18 protein-coding genes are annotated in these 17,008 nt (G+C 41.8%); 2 read left to right on the top strand and 16 right to left on the bottom strand.

Annotated features, from left to right (window positions below):
* Positions 1–42: 42 nt before the first annotated feature.
* Entirely contained in the window at positions 43–1,677 is a 1,635-nt protein-coding gene (locus UFB30_RS05520) for a DAK2 domain-containing protein (RefSeq protein ID WP_322421519.1), read from the bottom strand.
* 54 nt (positions 1,678–1,731) lie between these two features.
* Positions 1,732–2,094, bottom strand: coding sequence for an Asp23/Gls24 family envelope stress response protein (locus UFB30_RS05515; RefSeq protein WP_039808812.1), 363 nt, complete (start codon positions 2,092–2,094; stop codon positions 1,732–1,734).
* A 236-nt stretch (positions 2,095–2,330) separates the two neighbouring features.
* Between UFB30_RS05515 and rpmB the strand changes: the two genes are divergently transcribed.
* The gene (rpmB, locus tag UFB30_RS05510; protein WP_039808810.1) at positions 2,331–2,519 is read left to right on the top strand and encodes a 50S ribosomal protein L28; all 189 of its coding nucleotides are present in this window, start codon (positions 2,331–2,333) and stop codon (positions 2,517–2,519) included.
* Positions 2,520–2,582: 63 nt separating this feature from the next.
* Here rpmB and spoVM read toward each other — a convergent pair whose 3' ends face one another.
* The 5 genes from spoVM to UFB30_RS05490 form a co-directional block, all read right to left on the bottom strand.
* Complete coding sequence (gene spoVM / locus UFB30_RS16620) at positions 2,583–2,669, bottom strand: stage V sporulation protein SpoVM (RefSeq protein WP_039808808.1); 87 nt, start codon at positions 2,667–2,669, stop codon at positions 2,583–2,585.
* Positions 2,670–2,684: 15 nt separating this feature from the next.
* The gene (locus UFB30_RS05505) at positions 2,685–3,320 is read right to left on the bottom strand and encodes a thiamine diphosphokinase (protein WP_322420694.1); all 636 of its coding nucleotides are present in this window, start codon (positions 3,318–3,320) and stop codon (positions 2,685–2,687) included.
* A gap of 101 nt (positions 3,321–3,421) precedes the next feature.
* Positions 3,422–4,075: a ribulose-phosphate 3-epimerase gene (rpe, locus tag UFB30_RS05500; protein ID WP_322420693.1), complete on the bottom strand. Its 654-nt coding sequence runs from the start codon at positions 4,073–4,075 to the stop codon at positions 3,422–3,424.
* Between the two features lie 4 nt (positions 4,076–4,079).
* Positions 4,080–4,961, bottom strand: coding sequence for a ribosome small subunit-dependent GTPase A (gene rsgA, locus UFB30_RS05495; protein WP_322420692.1), 882 nt, complete (start codon positions 4,959–4,961; stop codon positions 4,080–4,082).
* A 211-nt stretch (positions 4,962–5,172) separates the two neighbouring features.
* On the bottom strand, positions 5,173–5,466 hold the full coding sequence (locus tag UFB30_RS05490; RefSeq protein WP_322420691.1) for a YolD-like family protein: 294 nt from the start codon (positions 5,464–5,466) through the stop codon (positions 5,173–5,175).
* A 180-nt stretch (positions 5,467–5,646) separates the two neighbouring features.
* On the opposite strand from UFB30_RS05490, the gene UFB30_RS05485 reads away from it, so the two are divergent.
* Positions 5,647–5,949, top strand: coding sequence for a hypothetical protein (locus UFB30_RS05485; RefSeq protein ID WP_322420690.1), 303 nt, complete (start codon positions 5,647–5,649; stop codon positions 5,947–5,949).
* A 16-nt stretch (positions 5,950–5,965) separates the two neighbouring features.
* On the opposite strand, the gene UFB30_RS05480 is transcribed toward UFB30_RS05485, so the two are convergent.
* From UFB30_RS05480 to UFB30_RS05440, 9 genes are all read right to left on the bottom strand, one after another.
* On the bottom strand, positions 5,966–6,934 hold the full coding sequence (locus UFB30_RS05480; RefSeq protein ID WP_322420689.1) for an N-acetylmuramoyl-L-alanine amidase: 969 nt from the start codon (positions 6,932–6,934) through the stop codon (positions 5,966–5,968).
* A complete protein-coding gene (locus UFB30_RS05475) occupies positions 6,931–7,362 on the bottom strand; it encodes a phage holin family protein (protein ID WP_322420688.1) in 432 nt (143 codons plus the stop codon). The genes UFB30_RS05480 and UFB30_RS05475 overlap by 4 nt, the downstream gene beginning before the upstream one ends.
* A gap of 364 nt (positions 7,363–7,726) precedes the next feature.
* A complete protein-coding gene (locus tag UFB30_RS05470; protein ID WP_435390864.1) occupies positions 7,727–8,509 on the bottom strand; it encodes a S1 family peptidase in 783 nt (260 codons plus the stop codon).
* A 295-nt stretch (positions 8,510–8,804) separates the two neighbouring features.
* Positions 8,805–10,511: a right-handed parallel beta-helix repeat-containing protein gene (locus UFB30_RS05465; protein WP_322420686.1), complete on the bottom strand. Its 1,707-nt coding sequence runs from the start codon at positions 10,509–10,511 to the stop codon at positions 8,805–8,807.
* A 15-nt stretch (positions 10,512–10,526) separates the two neighbouring features.
* On the bottom strand, positions 10,527–11,669 hold the full coding sequence (locus UFB30_RS05460) for a siphovirus ReqiPepy6 Gp37-like family protein (RefSeq protein WP_322420685.1): 1,143 nt from the start codon (positions 11,667–11,669) through the stop codon (positions 10,527–10,529).
* 9 nt (positions 11,670–11,678) lie between these two features.
* Positions 11,679–12,686, bottom strand: coding sequence for a hypothetical protein (locus UFB30_RS05455; protein WP_322420684.1), 1,008 nt, complete (start codon positions 12,684–12,686; stop codon positions 11,679–11,681).
* A gap of 11 nt (positions 12,687–12,697) precedes the next feature.
* Entirely contained in the window at positions 12,698–13,603 is a 906-nt protein-coding gene (locus UFB30_RS05450; RefSeq protein WP_322420683.1) for a phage distal tail protein, read from the bottom strand.
* Between the two features lie 3 nt (positions 13,604–13,606).
* Complete coding sequence (locus tag UFB30_RS05445; RefSeq protein ID WP_322420682.1) at positions 13,607–16,687, bottom strand: hypothetical protein; 3,081 nt, start codon at positions 16,685–16,687, stop codon at positions 13,607–13,609.
* On the bottom strand, positions 16,677–16,925 hold the full coding sequence (locus tag UFB30_RS05440; RefSeq protein WP_322420681.1) for a hypothetical protein: 249 nt from the start codon (positions 16,923–16,925) through the stop codon (positions 16,677–16,679). The genes UFB30_RS05445 and UFB30_RS05440 overlap by 11 nt, the downstream gene beginning before the upstream one ends.
* Positions 16,926–17,008: the final 83 nt, after the last annotated feature.

The raw sequence follows: 17,008 nt of genomic DNA, 5'->3' as shown, positions 1-17,008 counted from the left end.
GCCCTTCTATTTTCTCTTGTTTCATCTTAATTTTCAATGACCTTATTCAATTGAAAGGATATAAGAGTAAAGCGGCTGTCTACCGTTATGAATTTCAATTTCAACGTCCGGATACTGCTCTTCAATGTAAGCTTCAATTTCTGAAACTTCCTCTTCGGGTGAATCTTCACCGTATAGGACTGTAATGATTTCTGACTCATCGTCAACCATGTGCTCAAGAAGCTGTTTTACTGTTTCAAAACGGCTGCTTCCTGATGTAACGATTTTACTTTCAGCAATGCCCATGTGATCATCTTTTTTAATAGTAATCCCATCGATGGAAGTATCACGGACAGCGAATGTTACCTGTCCTGTTTTTACGTGCTGAAGTGCTTCAGTCATAGTTTCCGCATTTTCCGCAAGTTCTCCGGATGGGTTAAACGCAAGAATAGATGCCATTCCCTGAGGCACTGTTTTAGTCGGAATTACGACTGCTTCCATCTCAACTACTTCTGCAGCCTGTTCAGCAGCCATGATAATATTTTTGTTATTTGGCAGGATGATGACGCGGTCTGCATTGGATTCTTCGATCGCTTTTACAATATCCTCCGTACTCGGATTCATTGTCTGACCGCCTTCAATTACACCTGTCGCACCGATGCTCTTGAATAGCTCAGAAATCCCTTCACCCATTGCAACTGTAATGATTGCATAGGGCTGTTTTTCTGCCGGCTTGGACGGCTTTTCAGCGGCACGATGACCTTCTCCAACAATTTCTGTATGCTGTTCACGCATATTTTCGATTTTCATTTTGATCAGGCTTCCATACAACTGCCCCTGCGAAAGTGCTTTCCCAGGCTCTTCAGTGTGTATATGTACCTTAGCCACTTCATCATCTGAAATAACCAGCAGCGAATCTCCAAGCTCACTCAAATCTTCACGGAATTTCATTTCATCGTAAGGATTTTCTGACAGCTTTTTCTCTTCGAATTTGACCATAAATTCAGTACAGTATCCAAACTCTATGTCTTCAGTGTTCATAAAGCCCTGCACACCGATGTGGTGCTCTGCACTTACAAGCTCGTCCATTGAAGGAGCTGAAGGAGAGTCAGAAATCTTTTCACCTCTTAATTCTGCAAGGAAGCCTTCATATACATGAACCAGCCCCTGGCCGCCGCTATCTACAACGCCAACTTCTTTTAAGACAGGAAGCAGATCCGGCGTGCGCTTGAGTGATGCTTTTGCTTCTTCAAGCGTGATTTCCATCAGCTTCGTTATGTCTTCTTCTGTTTCAGCTGTTTCAACTGCCTTTTTAGCAGCATCTTTTGCAACAGTCAGAATGGTTCCTTCAACCGGCTTCATCACTGCTTTATAAGCAGAAGCAACACCTGCGTCCAGTGCCTCTGCAAAGTCCTTTGCAGTTAGCACCGATTTGGATTCAACAGATTTACCAAAACCTCTGAACAGCTGGGATAAGATTACACCTGAGTTACCGCGCGCACCCATTAATAAACCTTTTGAAAGTGCAGTTGAAACCTTCCCAAGGTGGTCTCCTGTATTGTTTTTAACCTCTTTTGACCCTGAAGTCATTGAAAGGTTCATATTTGTTCCTGTGTCTCCATCAGGTACAGGAAAAACGTTCAGTGCATCCACTTTATCTGCATTATTTGAGAGGCAGGCTGCCCCCTGAAGTACCATTCCAGCAAACGTATTGCCGTCTATTTCTTTTCTAATCACAAAACTTTCCTCCTATCACAGGTTCGTCACCCTGACTCCCTGAACAAAAATATTGACTGCTTCTACTGAAAGCCCAACAGTTTTATCAAGTGTGTATTTTACTGATGACTGAACGTTGTGAGCAACTTCTGAAATTTTTGTTCCATATCCCACAATTATATACATATCAATCGTTACTTTATCGCCATCCTGACGTACGATAACGCCACGGGTAAAATTTTCACGTCTTAAAATATCGGTGAGCCCATCGCGGATCTGATGCTTGGATGCCATCCCGACGATCCCGTAACATTCGATCGCTGCTCCACCGGCAACCATTGCTATGACGTCATTTGAGATATCGATCTGACCATATTTGGTAGTTAATTCAATCGACATGTAGTGCTCCCCCTTTGAATACTGTTTTGGCTACAGATATTTTACTATACTACAGCTTTGAATGAAAGATAAACAGTATTTATCACGTTTCTTGACGTGTAAAGCAAAAAAACTTGATAGAAGTAATTATTTTTATTGCATAATGTATGTCCTTATGATAAATTAGTTAAAGTGTGATTGACTAAGTGAAAGATTGAAACAATGTTTTCAGCTTCATTTGTTAGGAGGGGAATAGAATGGCAAAACAATGTGTTGTAACAGGTCGTAAAACACGTTCTGGTAACGCTCGTTCCCACGCAATGAACGCTAACAAGCGTACATGGGGCGCTAACCTTCAAAAAGTTCGTATTCTTGTTGATGGTAAGCCTAAGCGTGTTTGGGTTTCTGCTCGTGCTCTGAAATCAGGCAAAGTAGAACGCGTGTAATAAATGATTAACGTAAAAAGGCCTGAAGATCATTATGATCTTCAGGCCTTTTTTATCTATGTGCTATGCTGTTCTCCTTCTGAATAGACTTAATACCCCTCTTACCATTCCTCCGAGCATTCTCGGCAGCTTGATTGAATAGAAGCGCATATGACTCCCTCCCTGCTAATCTCTGCTTCTTATCATCATTAATATGCCGTCTTCAAATGAAATAGAAGCAAAGTCATCAACAATTTCATTGCTGAGTGTCAATGTCATACCATATGTAATGTGACGCCGGCTGAGCGGGTACTTGACACCGGAAAGCGTTAATCCCTTTACGTTTGTTGTAAAAGGGATAAATGACAGGTAAGGGTACAGTTCATTTTTCTCTGCTCTAAATCTTCCAGGAAAATGACAGCTTATCAGGTTTTTTTCGTCTTCTATTACAATTGTATAAGGATGTTCCAATGCCTGCTGTGATAACAGCAGCTGAATATTTCCAAAAAAATGATCCAGCCTTCCACCCGTGACACCAATCACTCTGACCGGCTGATCCTGTTTAAGCGCCCAGTTTAGTGCAATTTCCATATCCGTCATATCTTTTTCCGGCGGTTCATCATGAATATGTTCAACTTTTTCTCTGATCATCATGAATTCTTCAGGTGAAACTGAATCAAAGTCACCGAATGCATGGTTAAATTGGATATTTTTCTGCAGTAGATAGTGAGCACCTCTGTCCACGCCTACCCACTGACCGCTTTTGTCCAACGTCTCAAACCATTTTTCATTTATGGGCCCTCCGCCAACTAAATTAATCATATAACCACCTCTTTGTTAACATAATAAAAATATGATAAACTAATTGATTAAAGAATAAACGTACAGAGAATGTATATAACTCCTCTGTACGTTTATCCCAGTTATTTTGCAGCTTTCTTCAGTGATTGAATCGCAGCCCCGCGGTCATTTTTTCCGTATACATAAGAACCGGCCACTGCAACATCTGCTCCTGCATTTGTACACAGCGCGATCGTTTCGTCTGTTACGCCTCCATCAACTTCAATTTCATAGCTGTAGCGTTCATGATTTCTTAATTCATTCAGCTCTTTGATTTTGGTTACTGTTTCCTTAATAAATGACTGGCCGCCGAATCCCGGGTTTACAGTCATCACGAGTACAAGATCCGCTTCACTCAGACAATGTCTGATCGCTTCAACCGGCGTGTGCGGATTCAGTACAATCCCTGCTTTCACACCAGTTGATTTAATTAATTGAATGGTTCTGTGAAGATGTTTAGTTGCTTCTACATGGACTGAAATGATATCAGCACCTGCTTTAGCAAATGATTCCACATAACGTTCGGGCTGTTCAATCATTAAGTGAACATCCAGTGTAAGAGAAGTGACTGGACGAATCGCCTCAACTACTAAAGCGCCCATTGTAATGTTTGGCACAAACATGCCATCCATCACATCAATATGGATGTAGTCAGCGCCTCCTTTTTCTACTTCACGGACTTCATCACCAAGCTTTGAAAAGTCTGCTGATAAGATGGATGGTGCAATTTTAACCATAGATCTAATACCTCGGCTTTCTGGATTTTATTTCTTCATAAAATTGCTGATAGTGGTCATACCGGTATTGCTTTATATCATCTGTTTCAACGGCTGACTTCACCGCACATTTAGGTTCATTCATATGAAGACAGCCTCTGAACTTGCAGTGCGCTGAAGCTTCTGCCATCTCGGGGAAACAGTCTGATAATGCTTCAAGCTCAAGCTCTGAGAATTCGAGCGCACTAAAGCCCGGTGTGTCAGCGACGAACCCTTCTCCGATCTCGATCAGTTCAACATGACGCGTTGTATGCTTCCCTCTTCCAAGAGAGCTTGAAATTTCGTCTGTTTTTAATTCAAGATCAGGTCTTAATGCATTTAAAATAGATGATTTCCCGACTCCTGACTGACCTGCAAATACTGTCACATGATCATCTAAAACAGGCTTTAAAAGCGCCATGCTTTCTTCCCACTTAGCTGAAGTTAAAATAACCTCATAGCCAATTTTTTTATAATCTTCGGCATAATGCTGAATCATTTTTTCCTGTTCTTCATCCAGAAGATCAATTTTTGAGATACAAATGACAGGTCTGATGTCATGGCTCTCAACAAGTACGAGAAACCTGTCCAGTAAAGAAGTACTGAAATCCGGTTCAACTGCCGAGAAAACAAGAACCGCCTGATCAACATTCGCAATTGGCGGACGCACCAGTTCATTTTTTCTGCTCTGGATATCAAGAAGGTAACCTTCCTGATCATTCTCTGCCTGGTACTCTACATAATCACCAACGAGAGGCGTGATTTTATTCTTACGGAATATCCCGCGTCCTCTGCACTGGATGACTGCGTCCTGATCTTTTACGTAATAAAAACCGCTGAGGGCTTTCATGATTTTTCCTTCGGGCATACACACGCTCCTTTAGTCATTTTCCTGATAGGAGATTGTATCTTCAAGATACATCAACATCATTTTTAGGTGTATTCAGGAGTATTTATAATGAAGTTTCTCAACAAAGATTATAACACTGATTTCAAAATTGTATGTGAGAGTACGCAGAAGTTTTTTATCTTGTGATATTTTTGTGATATGATCCCCTGCTTTTTAAAGTGGGGGATTTTTATGCGTGATTTACACCGACCACTTCATCAAATTTTATTTTCTTTTCCTGACCATTCTCTTCTATTAATATGTAACGTTGCTGATATTCAATCATTTTCACATGGCCGGACACTAATTCTTTTTTATGGCCTTTAAATATTTTTAACTCTACTTGCTGACCAAACTCCATTGATTCCTGGATCGTGAGGAAGATCAATTCCATCATATTTTCATCCATGATTGGCTGCTTCTCTGCATCATATTCATATTCAAAGAAATCACGCAGCTTTTCAACGTGTTCAGGCAGCATCATTGAAGTCCACTTGATTGTTCCTCTGTCCCTGTTTTGATCTTCGATAGCAATCGCCCCTTTTCGATTATTATAAGAACATTTGTTCCACAGGGCAATGCTTATTTATTAAATAACTCAAAAGTTATTATTTATATTAATGGATTTAATGTAATATTATAGAAAAACGAATGGGGATTAAAAATGAAGAAATACAACCCAGTTGCAAATTGGCCAGCAACAATGATGCTTCTAACTGCTCTTGATGAATACCGTGTATCCTTTTTAGAGGAGAAGGATGAGGGTAAGATTTATTTTAAAGTAAAAAAGGAATACTACGAAAACTTTGTTTTTGAATTTAACAACAATACTGATGGTTCGCCTAGTGATAACATGTACGATTTATGTGAATACATTGAAAACAAAGAGCTGTGCGTTCAAAGCTGGGTAGAAAGAAGATTTGATTTTGTAAGATGCCATAAATCTAGTAAGACCCCTGCCGGTTAAAGCAGGGATCTTTCCTTTACACCTTTTCGATCTTGATGTTTTTCTTACCTGCAGCAATTGCCTTTCTTGCTTCACTTAGTGCGTTATCATCTTCTGAATAAGCACCTACCTGAATGCCATCGATAATGACACGATAGATATCCTTTTTCGGCTTCGGTGGATACTTTTTGACTGTTGCATACTTGCCATCAGCATTGCTAATCCATCCCGCTCCAAGGCGGATCCAGTCACCCTTTTCTTCATATATGTGAACAGTCTTTTTTCCTGATCCATGACCTGCAGGAAGTACACGAATAACAGGAGCATCGAGTGATGGCTCAGTCCGGTAGTTCATCGCCTGTTTACCGATCATAACTGTGCCGATTCGGTCAGCTGGATTCGTTGTATACTTCGGATTAATCTTCACGCTTGGCTTTGGCTTACGCTTCAGACCATAGTGATTTACTACACCTTTGGCGATTGCTTCACCTGCAGCTTTTAACACGGTATCAGAACGCATGCGCTTTATATCAATCGAACTGTCCATATACCCGCCTTCAGTAAGAATGGCTGCCATATTCGTCTCACGGAGCACGTGGAAGTTAGCTGCTTTAATCCCACGATCAGACAGTCCCATTGCTTTCACAAGCCCAGGATGCACTGCACTGGCAAGTGCCATAGACTTTGGATTTGCAGAAGCTGGCTCCATGACATATGTTTCTGTGCCGGTATGCGTGCCCCATACACCTTCATAAGCATTATGGTGCGCACTAATGTATGCATCAGCACCAAAGTCATTCGCTCTCTTAACCCGGATAGATAAAGCCACATCTACCCGGCCAGTCGGATCATCCACCCGAATCTGATCTACATCCTGATACTGTTCAAGATAATCCATTGCGGCTCGAATCACTTTATTATTAAATGACCATTCTCGTTCGCCCGATGGTGTTCGTTTGCCAGATGTATTCAATCCGTGTCCTGCATCCCATGCGATTTTAGTCATGATGCGTCATCCTCTCTTTTCTTTTCCGGCTCTTCTCTTAATTGAGCGAATCTTTCGCTTATAATTGCCGGCAACTTGATACCAAGATGGCCCATATTCTCAACAATACTGATACCTTCCATCCCGATTAAAAACATGATGAGTGTGTATCTGATGAAATATCCCTCACCGTCTCCTGTGATCGAATCCAATTGAACCGCAACAATAATCGCTAAAAACATAGCAGCCTTTTTCATAATGCCTTTAAAGGCAATTTTGCTGTTCAATTTACGGTCATTGATGCCGATCATAATGCCGGTGATATAATCCACGATCATAAAAATGGATAGGGCTACAATCAAGTTGTCCCATCCTCCAATTAAATAAGAGACTACTGAAAAACCGCCTCCCCAGAAAAATGCATATGCTGTATCTGTACTGTGCTGCATAGTTGGCCTCCTTGTAATATTCATATTTGTCATGATGCCCTCTTCCTCTCCTGATGAAATAAACCCCTTCTCTCTAAATTTCAATGTATATAAAAAGCACCCTCAATTGAGAGTGCTTATGCGTGCCGTTTATTAAATTTTTGCAATAGAAAAACACGCCTATTGGACGTGTTTAACTTTTAAAAAACATCTCATTTTCAATATGCTCATTTATTTCATGCAAAGCTTTGCCGTTTTTTAAATCGTATCCTTGACTTCCGCATTTACGACATTTCCACATATATCTCGGCGGGAAAGAAGGCAATATAACGTCGTTTCTGTAAACTTTTTCATGTTTGCACATTTTACCACCTCCTCTTTACCGCTATTCGATATGCGCTCTTATTAAATCTTCAAAAACATCTAATTTGTGCGCTTTAATAGCAATACCTATATGAAGCATTTCTTCGGTTGTTATATTTTCAGAATGCCTTTGACTTCTTGAGTGGGCCTGTTTGATAACGCCAACGAAAATTATTCTTTGTCCGAATTTTGCTTGACCATTTTCAATATAGGCACCCTTATCGTAGATAAAAACTGGCGATCCGCTAGAACCTTTATATGTAGCTATGTCTACAGCGAAAGAATCTTCACCTAGATAATTTTCATACAAAGGGGTTGCGTTAATACCAGTTCTCATTATAGGAAGATTGTTTTCGTGATCCCAAATAGCATTAGGGTAGCCTATCATCAGAAGGTTTTGTATAGTTCCTAATTGCTCGACTTGGTTTTCTGGCAATCTTATATTTTTTCTAACTGGATAAAGGTGGATTTTTTTATTCTTTTCTCTCAGTAAATTTATAATTTCATAAGCGAGAATTACACATAAATCCACATTATCTTCTGGATGATCAATAACCGTGTTACTATCAAGAGAGAGTGTCAACATCTCTTTTTCTCTTTCACTTCCATCTTCATTAGTTACATTGAAATAAAATGTTACTTGATCCATTCCGGCTATAACATGTTTATTTGTAACAATACATAGTTGGGCAGAACCACCATCATTAACATTCCCATCATCATCAGTAAGACTGTCATTAAACAAATAATAAAATCCAGTTCCGTAAGATGCTACTTGTCCATTGATAATTCCGTTTAATCTCACAGTACAATGCGGCAAAAGATAATCAAAAGTTCTCAATAAATTCTCTCCTTCATAAAATAAATAATTTTATGATATAATAGGAGATAACAAGACCTATTATATCTAGAGTTCACAGGGTAGCCGCCCTTATGTGAACTCTTTTTTTATTGTAAATGTTTTCTAAGATTAATCAAATAAACGTTTGATTATAAAAAAGAGCACTCGGAGTTCAGTGATCGGCGGCTCTTTCTTTTAGTACTTTTTCAATTGTCAGGTTACCGACCTGTTTGGTCCGATTGCGAAGTTATACTAAAGACTAAATTGGCACTCCTGCTAAATTACCTGTTATAGAATTTTGTGTTCCGGTAGATGTGTTACTGACTGCTATCGTTGAAGACAATGCGATATTATTCACAATTAAATTGTAGTCTGCAACAGATGTTCCGTTGTCTTGTAGTATTACTGCCGGATCAGCGGAAGCACCCGCCCACAATCTGTTATTAGAGATCAGATTCCCTTTAGAACCTAACACTCTAATAGGAACTTTGCCGGGGTAAACTGCTAAAATTTCATTTCCTGTAATATTGTTCCCATGCTGTCCTGTACCAAATGTTGAAGTTATTTTGATACCGTCGTTATAAGTGTGATTCAATGTATTTCCTTCAATCAAAGTCTTCCCGCTGTTTTGTGCAGGGCAAGTTATATCAATCACACCATACGCTCCACCTCCGCATTTTAAGAATGTGTTACCTCGAATTTGATTGTTTGCCGCTTGATACAGACGTATTCCACATTTCAAAGAATGGAACGAATTACTGTGAACCATCCCATATTCAGCTTCCGCATCTAAGAAAATTCCAATAGCTTCCCATCGGTCGCTCCGAAATACATTATTGTATATCATGAAGCTGTGCGGCTCAGTCGCATTGCCGTCAATGTCTCGTGCGTAAATTGCGTGTGTATTGAAATCTTTGAATTCGTTATTATGAATTTGCACACGTTTCGTATAATCAATCGCGATAAAAACCCCTGCATAACCAACTCGATTATGGTCAATTCGGTTAATAAACGATAGTCCGCAAATTTCAATATTCTCTTTAAGTGATGTTGAGTTGCCTTTGCAGTCGAATAAAGCTCCTGTTGGTGAGCTGATAAATTTCAAATTGCTTATACCTTTACCAGCACCCATTATTTTTGTGCTCGAATCAACAATCAATGAATCAACAATGTAAGTACCTTTAGGAATAAACACTCCACCTGTTAAATTCAAACACGCTTGAATGGCGGCTGTATCATCCGTTACGCCATCACCTTTTGCACCAGCCATTGGAGGCGGTGGATATTTAACATTGACCCATTCAGAATTTTTTAACTGCGTTTTCTGTTCCAACTGGACGTTAACTTTTTGAAAGTCTGAGCGCAATCTCGCATCCGGACTCGGGAAAACTGTCCCTTCTGTATCGACTTTCATCTGCTCTACAGCAGGGTCGATTGTAGAAGCACCAGTCACCTGATCTACTTGATTTTGCAGGATTTGCGCCAGCGTCATTGCCTGATTCGCTTCAAGTGATGCTGCATAACTGACGTCTGCTACTTCATCAACAAACCCCTTCAGCTCACCAACCTGTGTATTAAAAAATTGTACGTTTGCCATGGCAATCGGTGTGCCATTGATATTTTCAAGCGTCGGCTCGATCAGCAGCGCAAGCCAGCTCTCAGCCGGAAACTTCTGAACAGATGACTCACGTGTGACGATAATCTCAACGCGCATATTACCTGACGTCACCTGGTCATCTGCGTCAAGCTGGAATTTAATGACGCCCGGCTCAGACTCAATTTCTGCTGCTTTCGTGAACAGCAGCCCGTTTGAATTTGCCAGTGCCCATTCAACAGTAGCACCAGTTAAATCTACCGGCTCACCACTTGCATTTAACAGCCTCACTCTGAAGGGCGTGTACGTATCACCGTGCTTGATCACATTACCTTCTGATAAGATTTCTACATAATTGACCGGTTTTCTCATGATTTGTCTGACCTCCTATAAAATCGATACCTGCGCACGCACTTTACTGTTCTCAAGCACATTTAAGCGTGTTTCTGTTCGTTTAATTTTTTTAATGACATTAGGCTTTTCTGCACCAAACATAATGTCCTGACGATACCCGATATCTTCCCATACGTGCAGGACGCTCGTAACGCGATCTTTCTTTGCAAGACCCCAACGGTTGAGCTGGATCATGACGATGTCACCTAAATAAAAATCCCTCCCGTATTGGAAGGGTGCGCCCTCAGTATTAGCAAGTGTTTTAATGCTTAAAAATTCCTGCATCTGATGCTCTGCCAGTCGCTCATAGCCTCTGCTTTGTAAGATGCTTAGATATTGTGCTTCTGTAAGTTCTTCCTCTTCTGACTGCAGGTCTCGTGCATCAATCGTCAGCTCGTGGCGGTTCCAGCCGGTAGCATTACCGATCAGCACTCTTTTTCTTACAGCACCTTCACCTTCTCCATAGACATAAGCAACGTTTTTATAATCTTCCATCGTGTCGGTATAAGAAGCTGACAAAATATTATCAATGCCGTATTCATCTTCAAAAAGCACCTCGTCCGAACGGTCTGTACCTGAAAACACTTGAAATAAATATTGTACAGCTTCTAAATCCGGTGTGATGCGCCAGCCGATGTCGTGAATTTTGCTGATCTCAGTGAGCACTTCGTTGACAGGTTTGTTTGTCTGCTGCACTCTGGTCTTCGGGCCTGCATCTTTAAAAATGCCTAACTGCAAAAACGGAAAAAGCCTTGCTGGATCTTCAGGTTGAATGAAGTGGTCTAGCATCACCTTCCGCATAACCCATTCAACCGTTCCGTTATAAACTGTATAGTCAGCACCTTCAGGCGGTATCGTTGTACGCTGTCTTGTGATAATTTTTAACTCATGCCCTTTCACAATAATCATGTCCTGATCCTCATCATCTTTGCCGAGATCTGTAATCAGGCCGCATTTGTTCAGGTCACCATCAATAATGACCAGCCTGCCCTTTTGCAGTTCCTCAGCACCTTCAATACTTGCGTTCACGTGTATCTCTAAATGACCAGGCTCATTCATCGACTCTTCAAATTGAATGCTCGTATAATTGACGATTGTTCCGTACTTAATGAAGTCGTGCCCCATAATATCAATCATGCTCGCACCTCAATTCAGTTTCGCAACAGAAACACGATGATAGGCTGTTGCGATCGGTACCGTAATGTTATTTGTCGCAATCCTCATTTCAACAACATCACCCGCGTTCAGATATTTGACATTTGACCCGAAAAAGTTATTGTCAATCGAGCTGATGCCTGGACGCGAGAACAGGTACACACGGTCACTGATCTCTGTCTGATTATTGATAACCAGATAGACTTCAAGCTCCTGTGTATCAACCAGACCGCCAAGCAGCGATACAAGGCATGAGAAGAAATAAGTACCTGACGCTTTCGGTGTGAAACGGTCTGCTGCTACTTCGTTCTGGCGGTCAATGATCGGATTTAATGCAAGTGTCTGAGATAAACGACCTTCTCCTGCAGGCGTGTTAAACGAGTCCTGATCATTCACTTCTACGTATGACTGATTCGGCAGCGTGACAATCCCCCGGCTGTCGATCTTCTGTCCTCTGTAAAAGTTGTGCAGAGGCAGGTAACCGCATACCGTTTCATCTGCACGTGTATCAGTCACTGATCCTGAAGCAATAAACGAAACGCCGGCAGATATCCGGACCTGTGCGATCTGTATTTCTTTAATCGTGTCATTAACAGTAATGCCTGGTGGATTTGGACTTGCTGCCGGCACACCCTTTTTCACAAACGCTCTGATGTATCGTGCATTCACTGATAGATCCAGTCTGAGTACAATCGTATCAATCCGGTCGTTCGTAGGATCTGCCACATCATGTGTGAGTGATAGAGGGTCTGTATTCTTATAAAATCGACCATTGATAAACGCAGCACCTGCCCCAACGATGCTATTCATATTTGATCCGGACACGCTGACTAACAGGTTATTTACTCCTTCATAGCCGTAACGCGAAACGCCAGTTCCGATCGCATCCCTTGCTTCTAATCCCCCAATGACCTGCTGCATATATTCAGCCCAGTCTGCAGATTGATAAATCCTCTGATCTTCTGCTGTGCTGTCAAAAAACGCACTATATTCAGCCATTGCTGCACCTCCTATATGCCGACTAATCGGTCATAATAAAATACCGTCGCGGTCCCGCCTGAGGAACCTGCAACGGCTGTGTATTGTATGTCGTTCTCTCCAAGCTGCACGGTTATCCATCTGCTGTCGAAGGTTTTCCACCTGGCAGCGTTAACGGAACCGTCATCAGAGAGGATACGCACTGATTTATTCTGATTATCAATCACAAGTGTTTCTCCGGTTTGGATTGCCCGGTTCAGCGTAAATTTCTCACCTGTTGAAAGGTTTTCAATCGACGGTCGATCAACTGGACCTTCTATTTCAATCCTCGGCATTGATACCTCATGTCCGTTATTCTCAATCGAGACCAGTTGACCCTGCGTCCCGAATTCAACCGGGAAAGTGAATGGGAAGCTAAAGGCCTCATCATATGCCGTCATAACATGCTCCTGCATCTCAGAGCGCCAATATGGATCGTTTGCTGTAAAGTTCACTCCTGATCGTTGTGTATGAAACCCTTGTGCCTGAGCAGAGGAGAAGGACGGCGAACCGTCGCAACTGGCTTCAATCCACATCGCAGGCATGCCCGGTTCTTTATACTTGATGATAAAGGGACTCAGGCGTGGGTTGATCACCCTTGAAACTTCTCTCCTTAACTCAGGTATCTTTGAGAGGAAATCAGACTTCAGATTAAAAATGATTTGAATGGGTCTTGGCAGCAGGCGGTTAGTGATGAATCGATCGCCATCTGACCGCGACGTCTTAACTGTTTGAGATTCAGCACCAACTTCCCCTAAACCATCAAAAAACAACAGTTGGTAGTTCGCATTAATGCGTGACTCAACCTTCACTGTCTGCCCTAATCTATTCGTTATCTCGCACCACATCTCGCTGTAAGGGGCGTCTGTTGTGGTACCCGGATATTCAAATGCGTACATACCTTACACCCCCCATGCCAGTTCTTGTGATACTTTTTTGATTTGCTGAGCCTGTTCGGATGGTGATTTGACAGGCTGATTAAAGATGATCGTCTGGTTCCCTGAAGTGTTCGACGTTTGTTCAGTACCAGGCTTGCCGTTGTGATTAATATCGATCGTGAGATCAAGTTCCTGCTTGATTTGCTTCTTCAATGTGTCAAGCTCGTTCGTCACATCAAGAGAACTCCAAGTGAGCGTGCCTGCCATGTCTTTCTTTAATTCAGGTGCAAAAGCACTTGCCATCGCACTGGATAGTCCAGTCACAGCAGAAACAGCCTTTCCTGAAGTCTTTTTCACGCCTTTTGCAACACCCGGTGGAATCCACTTAGCGATTGCAGCAAACTTTCTGGATGGTGATTTCACCAGTAAAGAGTTTTTGAAATTGGTTAAAAGGTTGCTACCAAATGACTTTACTGCACTGTAAGCTTCCCCTACCTTGCCGGAAATTCCGGAAATGACTCCGCCTATTAAATCACCGCCGGCCGAGACCATATCAGAGACAAATGCAGTCACTTTCCCTGGCATTTCTGAAACGAAATCTGATACTTTTTGTACAGCTTCAGACATTTTTTCACGTATTTTACCGACAACCTGAGTAAAGGAAGTCGCGACAGTTCGAATCAAAGCTGCTAATTTTTCAGCAGCTGCAGATTTCGCTTCATCCCATTTTCGCGAAATGTAATCCTTCACAGCAGACATTTTTTCCGAAACGTTTGAAAGGATATCGGTAAATTTAGAAATAGCCCATTTAACAAGCATTGATAGTGCTGCGGATGTGGCGGATTTAATCATAGACCAAACTTCAGAAATCTTGGAACCTAAAGAATTCCATATATTCACTGTTATTGTGAGCAGTAACTGGAAGCCTGTACTTAGGATTCCCTTCACAAAATCAATTCCAACTTTAACCAAATCTTTAATTAAACTCCATGTTACAGAGAGAATGTTTAAAATTTCAGACCATAAACGGGACCAGTCTCCTCCGAGTATCGCCATAAAAGCATTCACAATCGAGAGTACAATATCTACCCCAGCAGATACCACCGTAGTAATGAAAGACCAGGCTGTGGACACGCTATTTACTATTAAAGACCAAGCCGCGGCGATAAATGGCTGCAAATAAGAGTAAGCATCAACAAGATAATCCCAAACTCCCTTCATCCCAGCAACGACTACCGTATAGATGAAATCCCAGGCGTTTTTCGCACTGGATTTGAAAAACTCTTGATTTTCCTGCCACCATGTGACGAGTTTGCCGATAATTTCAACGACAAAATCATAAACAGCCATTGCCATTGTAGAAATAACGCCGTAAATCGCATTCCAGACCGAGGTCACATTATTTCTGAAGGTCTCATTTTCTTTCCAGAGTCGCACAAATACAGCAATCAGCGTGCCAATGACGGCAACGACTGCTACTATAACTGCAATCACCGGGAGAAGCGCCCCCTTACCTAAAATCATCAGTGCTAAAACAACATTTCTGACCGGTGACAAAATTGCAAAAAAGGCTTTTTTGAGTAAGCCGAACGCACCCTTTGCTAATCCTGCGATTAGTGGACCAATCCCTGAGAACAAGGTCATAAGCGCTACTAGGGTCGGCAGCACCGCAAGGAACATTCCTCCTAGCACAAGACCTATCCCAACAAGCGAGCCAATCCATTTATGCGTGTTCATCATCTCGTTTGTCCATTCAAGGAATCGGTTGATTAAATCCAATATTTTAGAACCTAAAGGCGCAAGACCAACTCCGAGATTGACAATGAAACCCGTCAGGTTACCAATCAGATCAAGCACTTTCGGCGCATTGTCTGAAACATACTGCAGGAACGTCTGGAAGCCTTGATTATTACCGAGCTCTGACGCCCAGTTTTTATATCTGCTCATCATGTCAACGAGTCCATCCATCATGCCGGATGCCGAATCACCGAATCCCGCGAAAAGATGAATAGTGCCGGCGATCGCATCTCTAAAGATTGACCTGATCTTAGGCATATTCGTATTGACATAATCGACGAACTTATTAAAGCCTTTCGAATTACTAAGATTAGATGACCATTCTTCAAAACGCTCAGTCATTGCAAGGAAGCCCTCAGAAGTTGTTCTGGCTAATGGTGCAAAAGCGACTGTCATGTTCATAAGGCCTTTAATGACATTGCCTGTTGCCTTACCAAACGTTTCAAATAGTGTGCCGCCTGTTTCGTTCAGTGTATCGAAAAACGCTAAAACACCCTCTGAATTCATTGCTTTTTCAAGCCCACCCATCAGACGATCAGCAGCTTTAAAAGTGCCTTCAAATAGGGGTTTAAGTCGTTTTATTGTCGTGCTTAAAATTTCAAGTGAGCGCGCAAACAAATCAACTGATTGACCTTCAAACTGTTTTTTTGTTTTTGACCACACATCACTTAATTTAGTCATAGAGTTTAAAGCTTTGGTTTGATTCTTATTGAGATTGCCTTGTATCTGAGCCATCTCTTCAAGAATCTTATTACGCTTTTCTCCGTCGGTCTCCATGTCCAGCTTTTCCTGTAGCTTCTTTAAATCTTCAGATGCCGCGAACACATTATTCAGGTTGCCGACCATGATGGATCCGAAACCAATACCTGCAGTCCCGGCTACACCAAGAGCAGATGCCAACGCAAAGGAGGATCCTGCAATTGTGCCAAGCATCGGACCTATATTACCAAGCGCCCCAGTTAAGGCAGCGATGATCGGAACAATTGAAGGACTGATCGCTAGAAAAGCCCCACCGATCTGATTAGTGATTACTGTGCTAAGAGAACGGATTGAATTAGCAATCCTGTCCATTTTGCTTTGAAAGTCATTAATACGAGCTTCAATGGGCACGATGACTTTATCTCGTGCCAGCGTTCGTGAAACAACAGCCACTTCTGCTGCTTTTCTAAGGAATCTCGAAATATCAGCACCAATCGGCTTATCGGTACCCATCGCTGTTTTTCTGACTGCTGCATCAACTTGCTTCATCTTACGAGTGAATTCATTGATACGAGCACCAATTTTCGCAACGAAGTTTTCAGGCCTCATCCGCTTTTCCCTCCTTACTGATTGATTTCATGTATTTGTCCATCGCTTCTTTTGCTTTTCGGTATTTATCAATGGATACTGAAGGCTTACGAGAGTCTTTCCAATCCTCCGACCCTGCATCTAATCGTTTACGGGCCTTATCAGCATCAAAGAGCTTCTTCTCTTTCGCGTTCTTTGCATTCATGGCGTAACGGTGATAGAAGGCTGACTTTGCCATCTTTTCATAATCGTCAATCATTCGATGCTGAGCACCTTTGATGAAGTTCTTAAACTCTCTCGGTGTCCAGGAGTAAATCAACTCAGGATCATATATCTGAAGAT

The organism is Jeotgalibacillus haloalkalitolerans (genome assembly GCF_034427455.1).
Classification (GTDB): Bacteria; Bacillota; Bacilli; order Bacillales; family Jeotgalibacillaceae; genus Jeotgalibacillus; species Jeotgalibacillus haloalkalitolerans.
The sequence above is the reverse complement of the archived record's forward strand: the minus strand, read 5'-3'. Positions and strand labels throughout refer to the sequence as shown.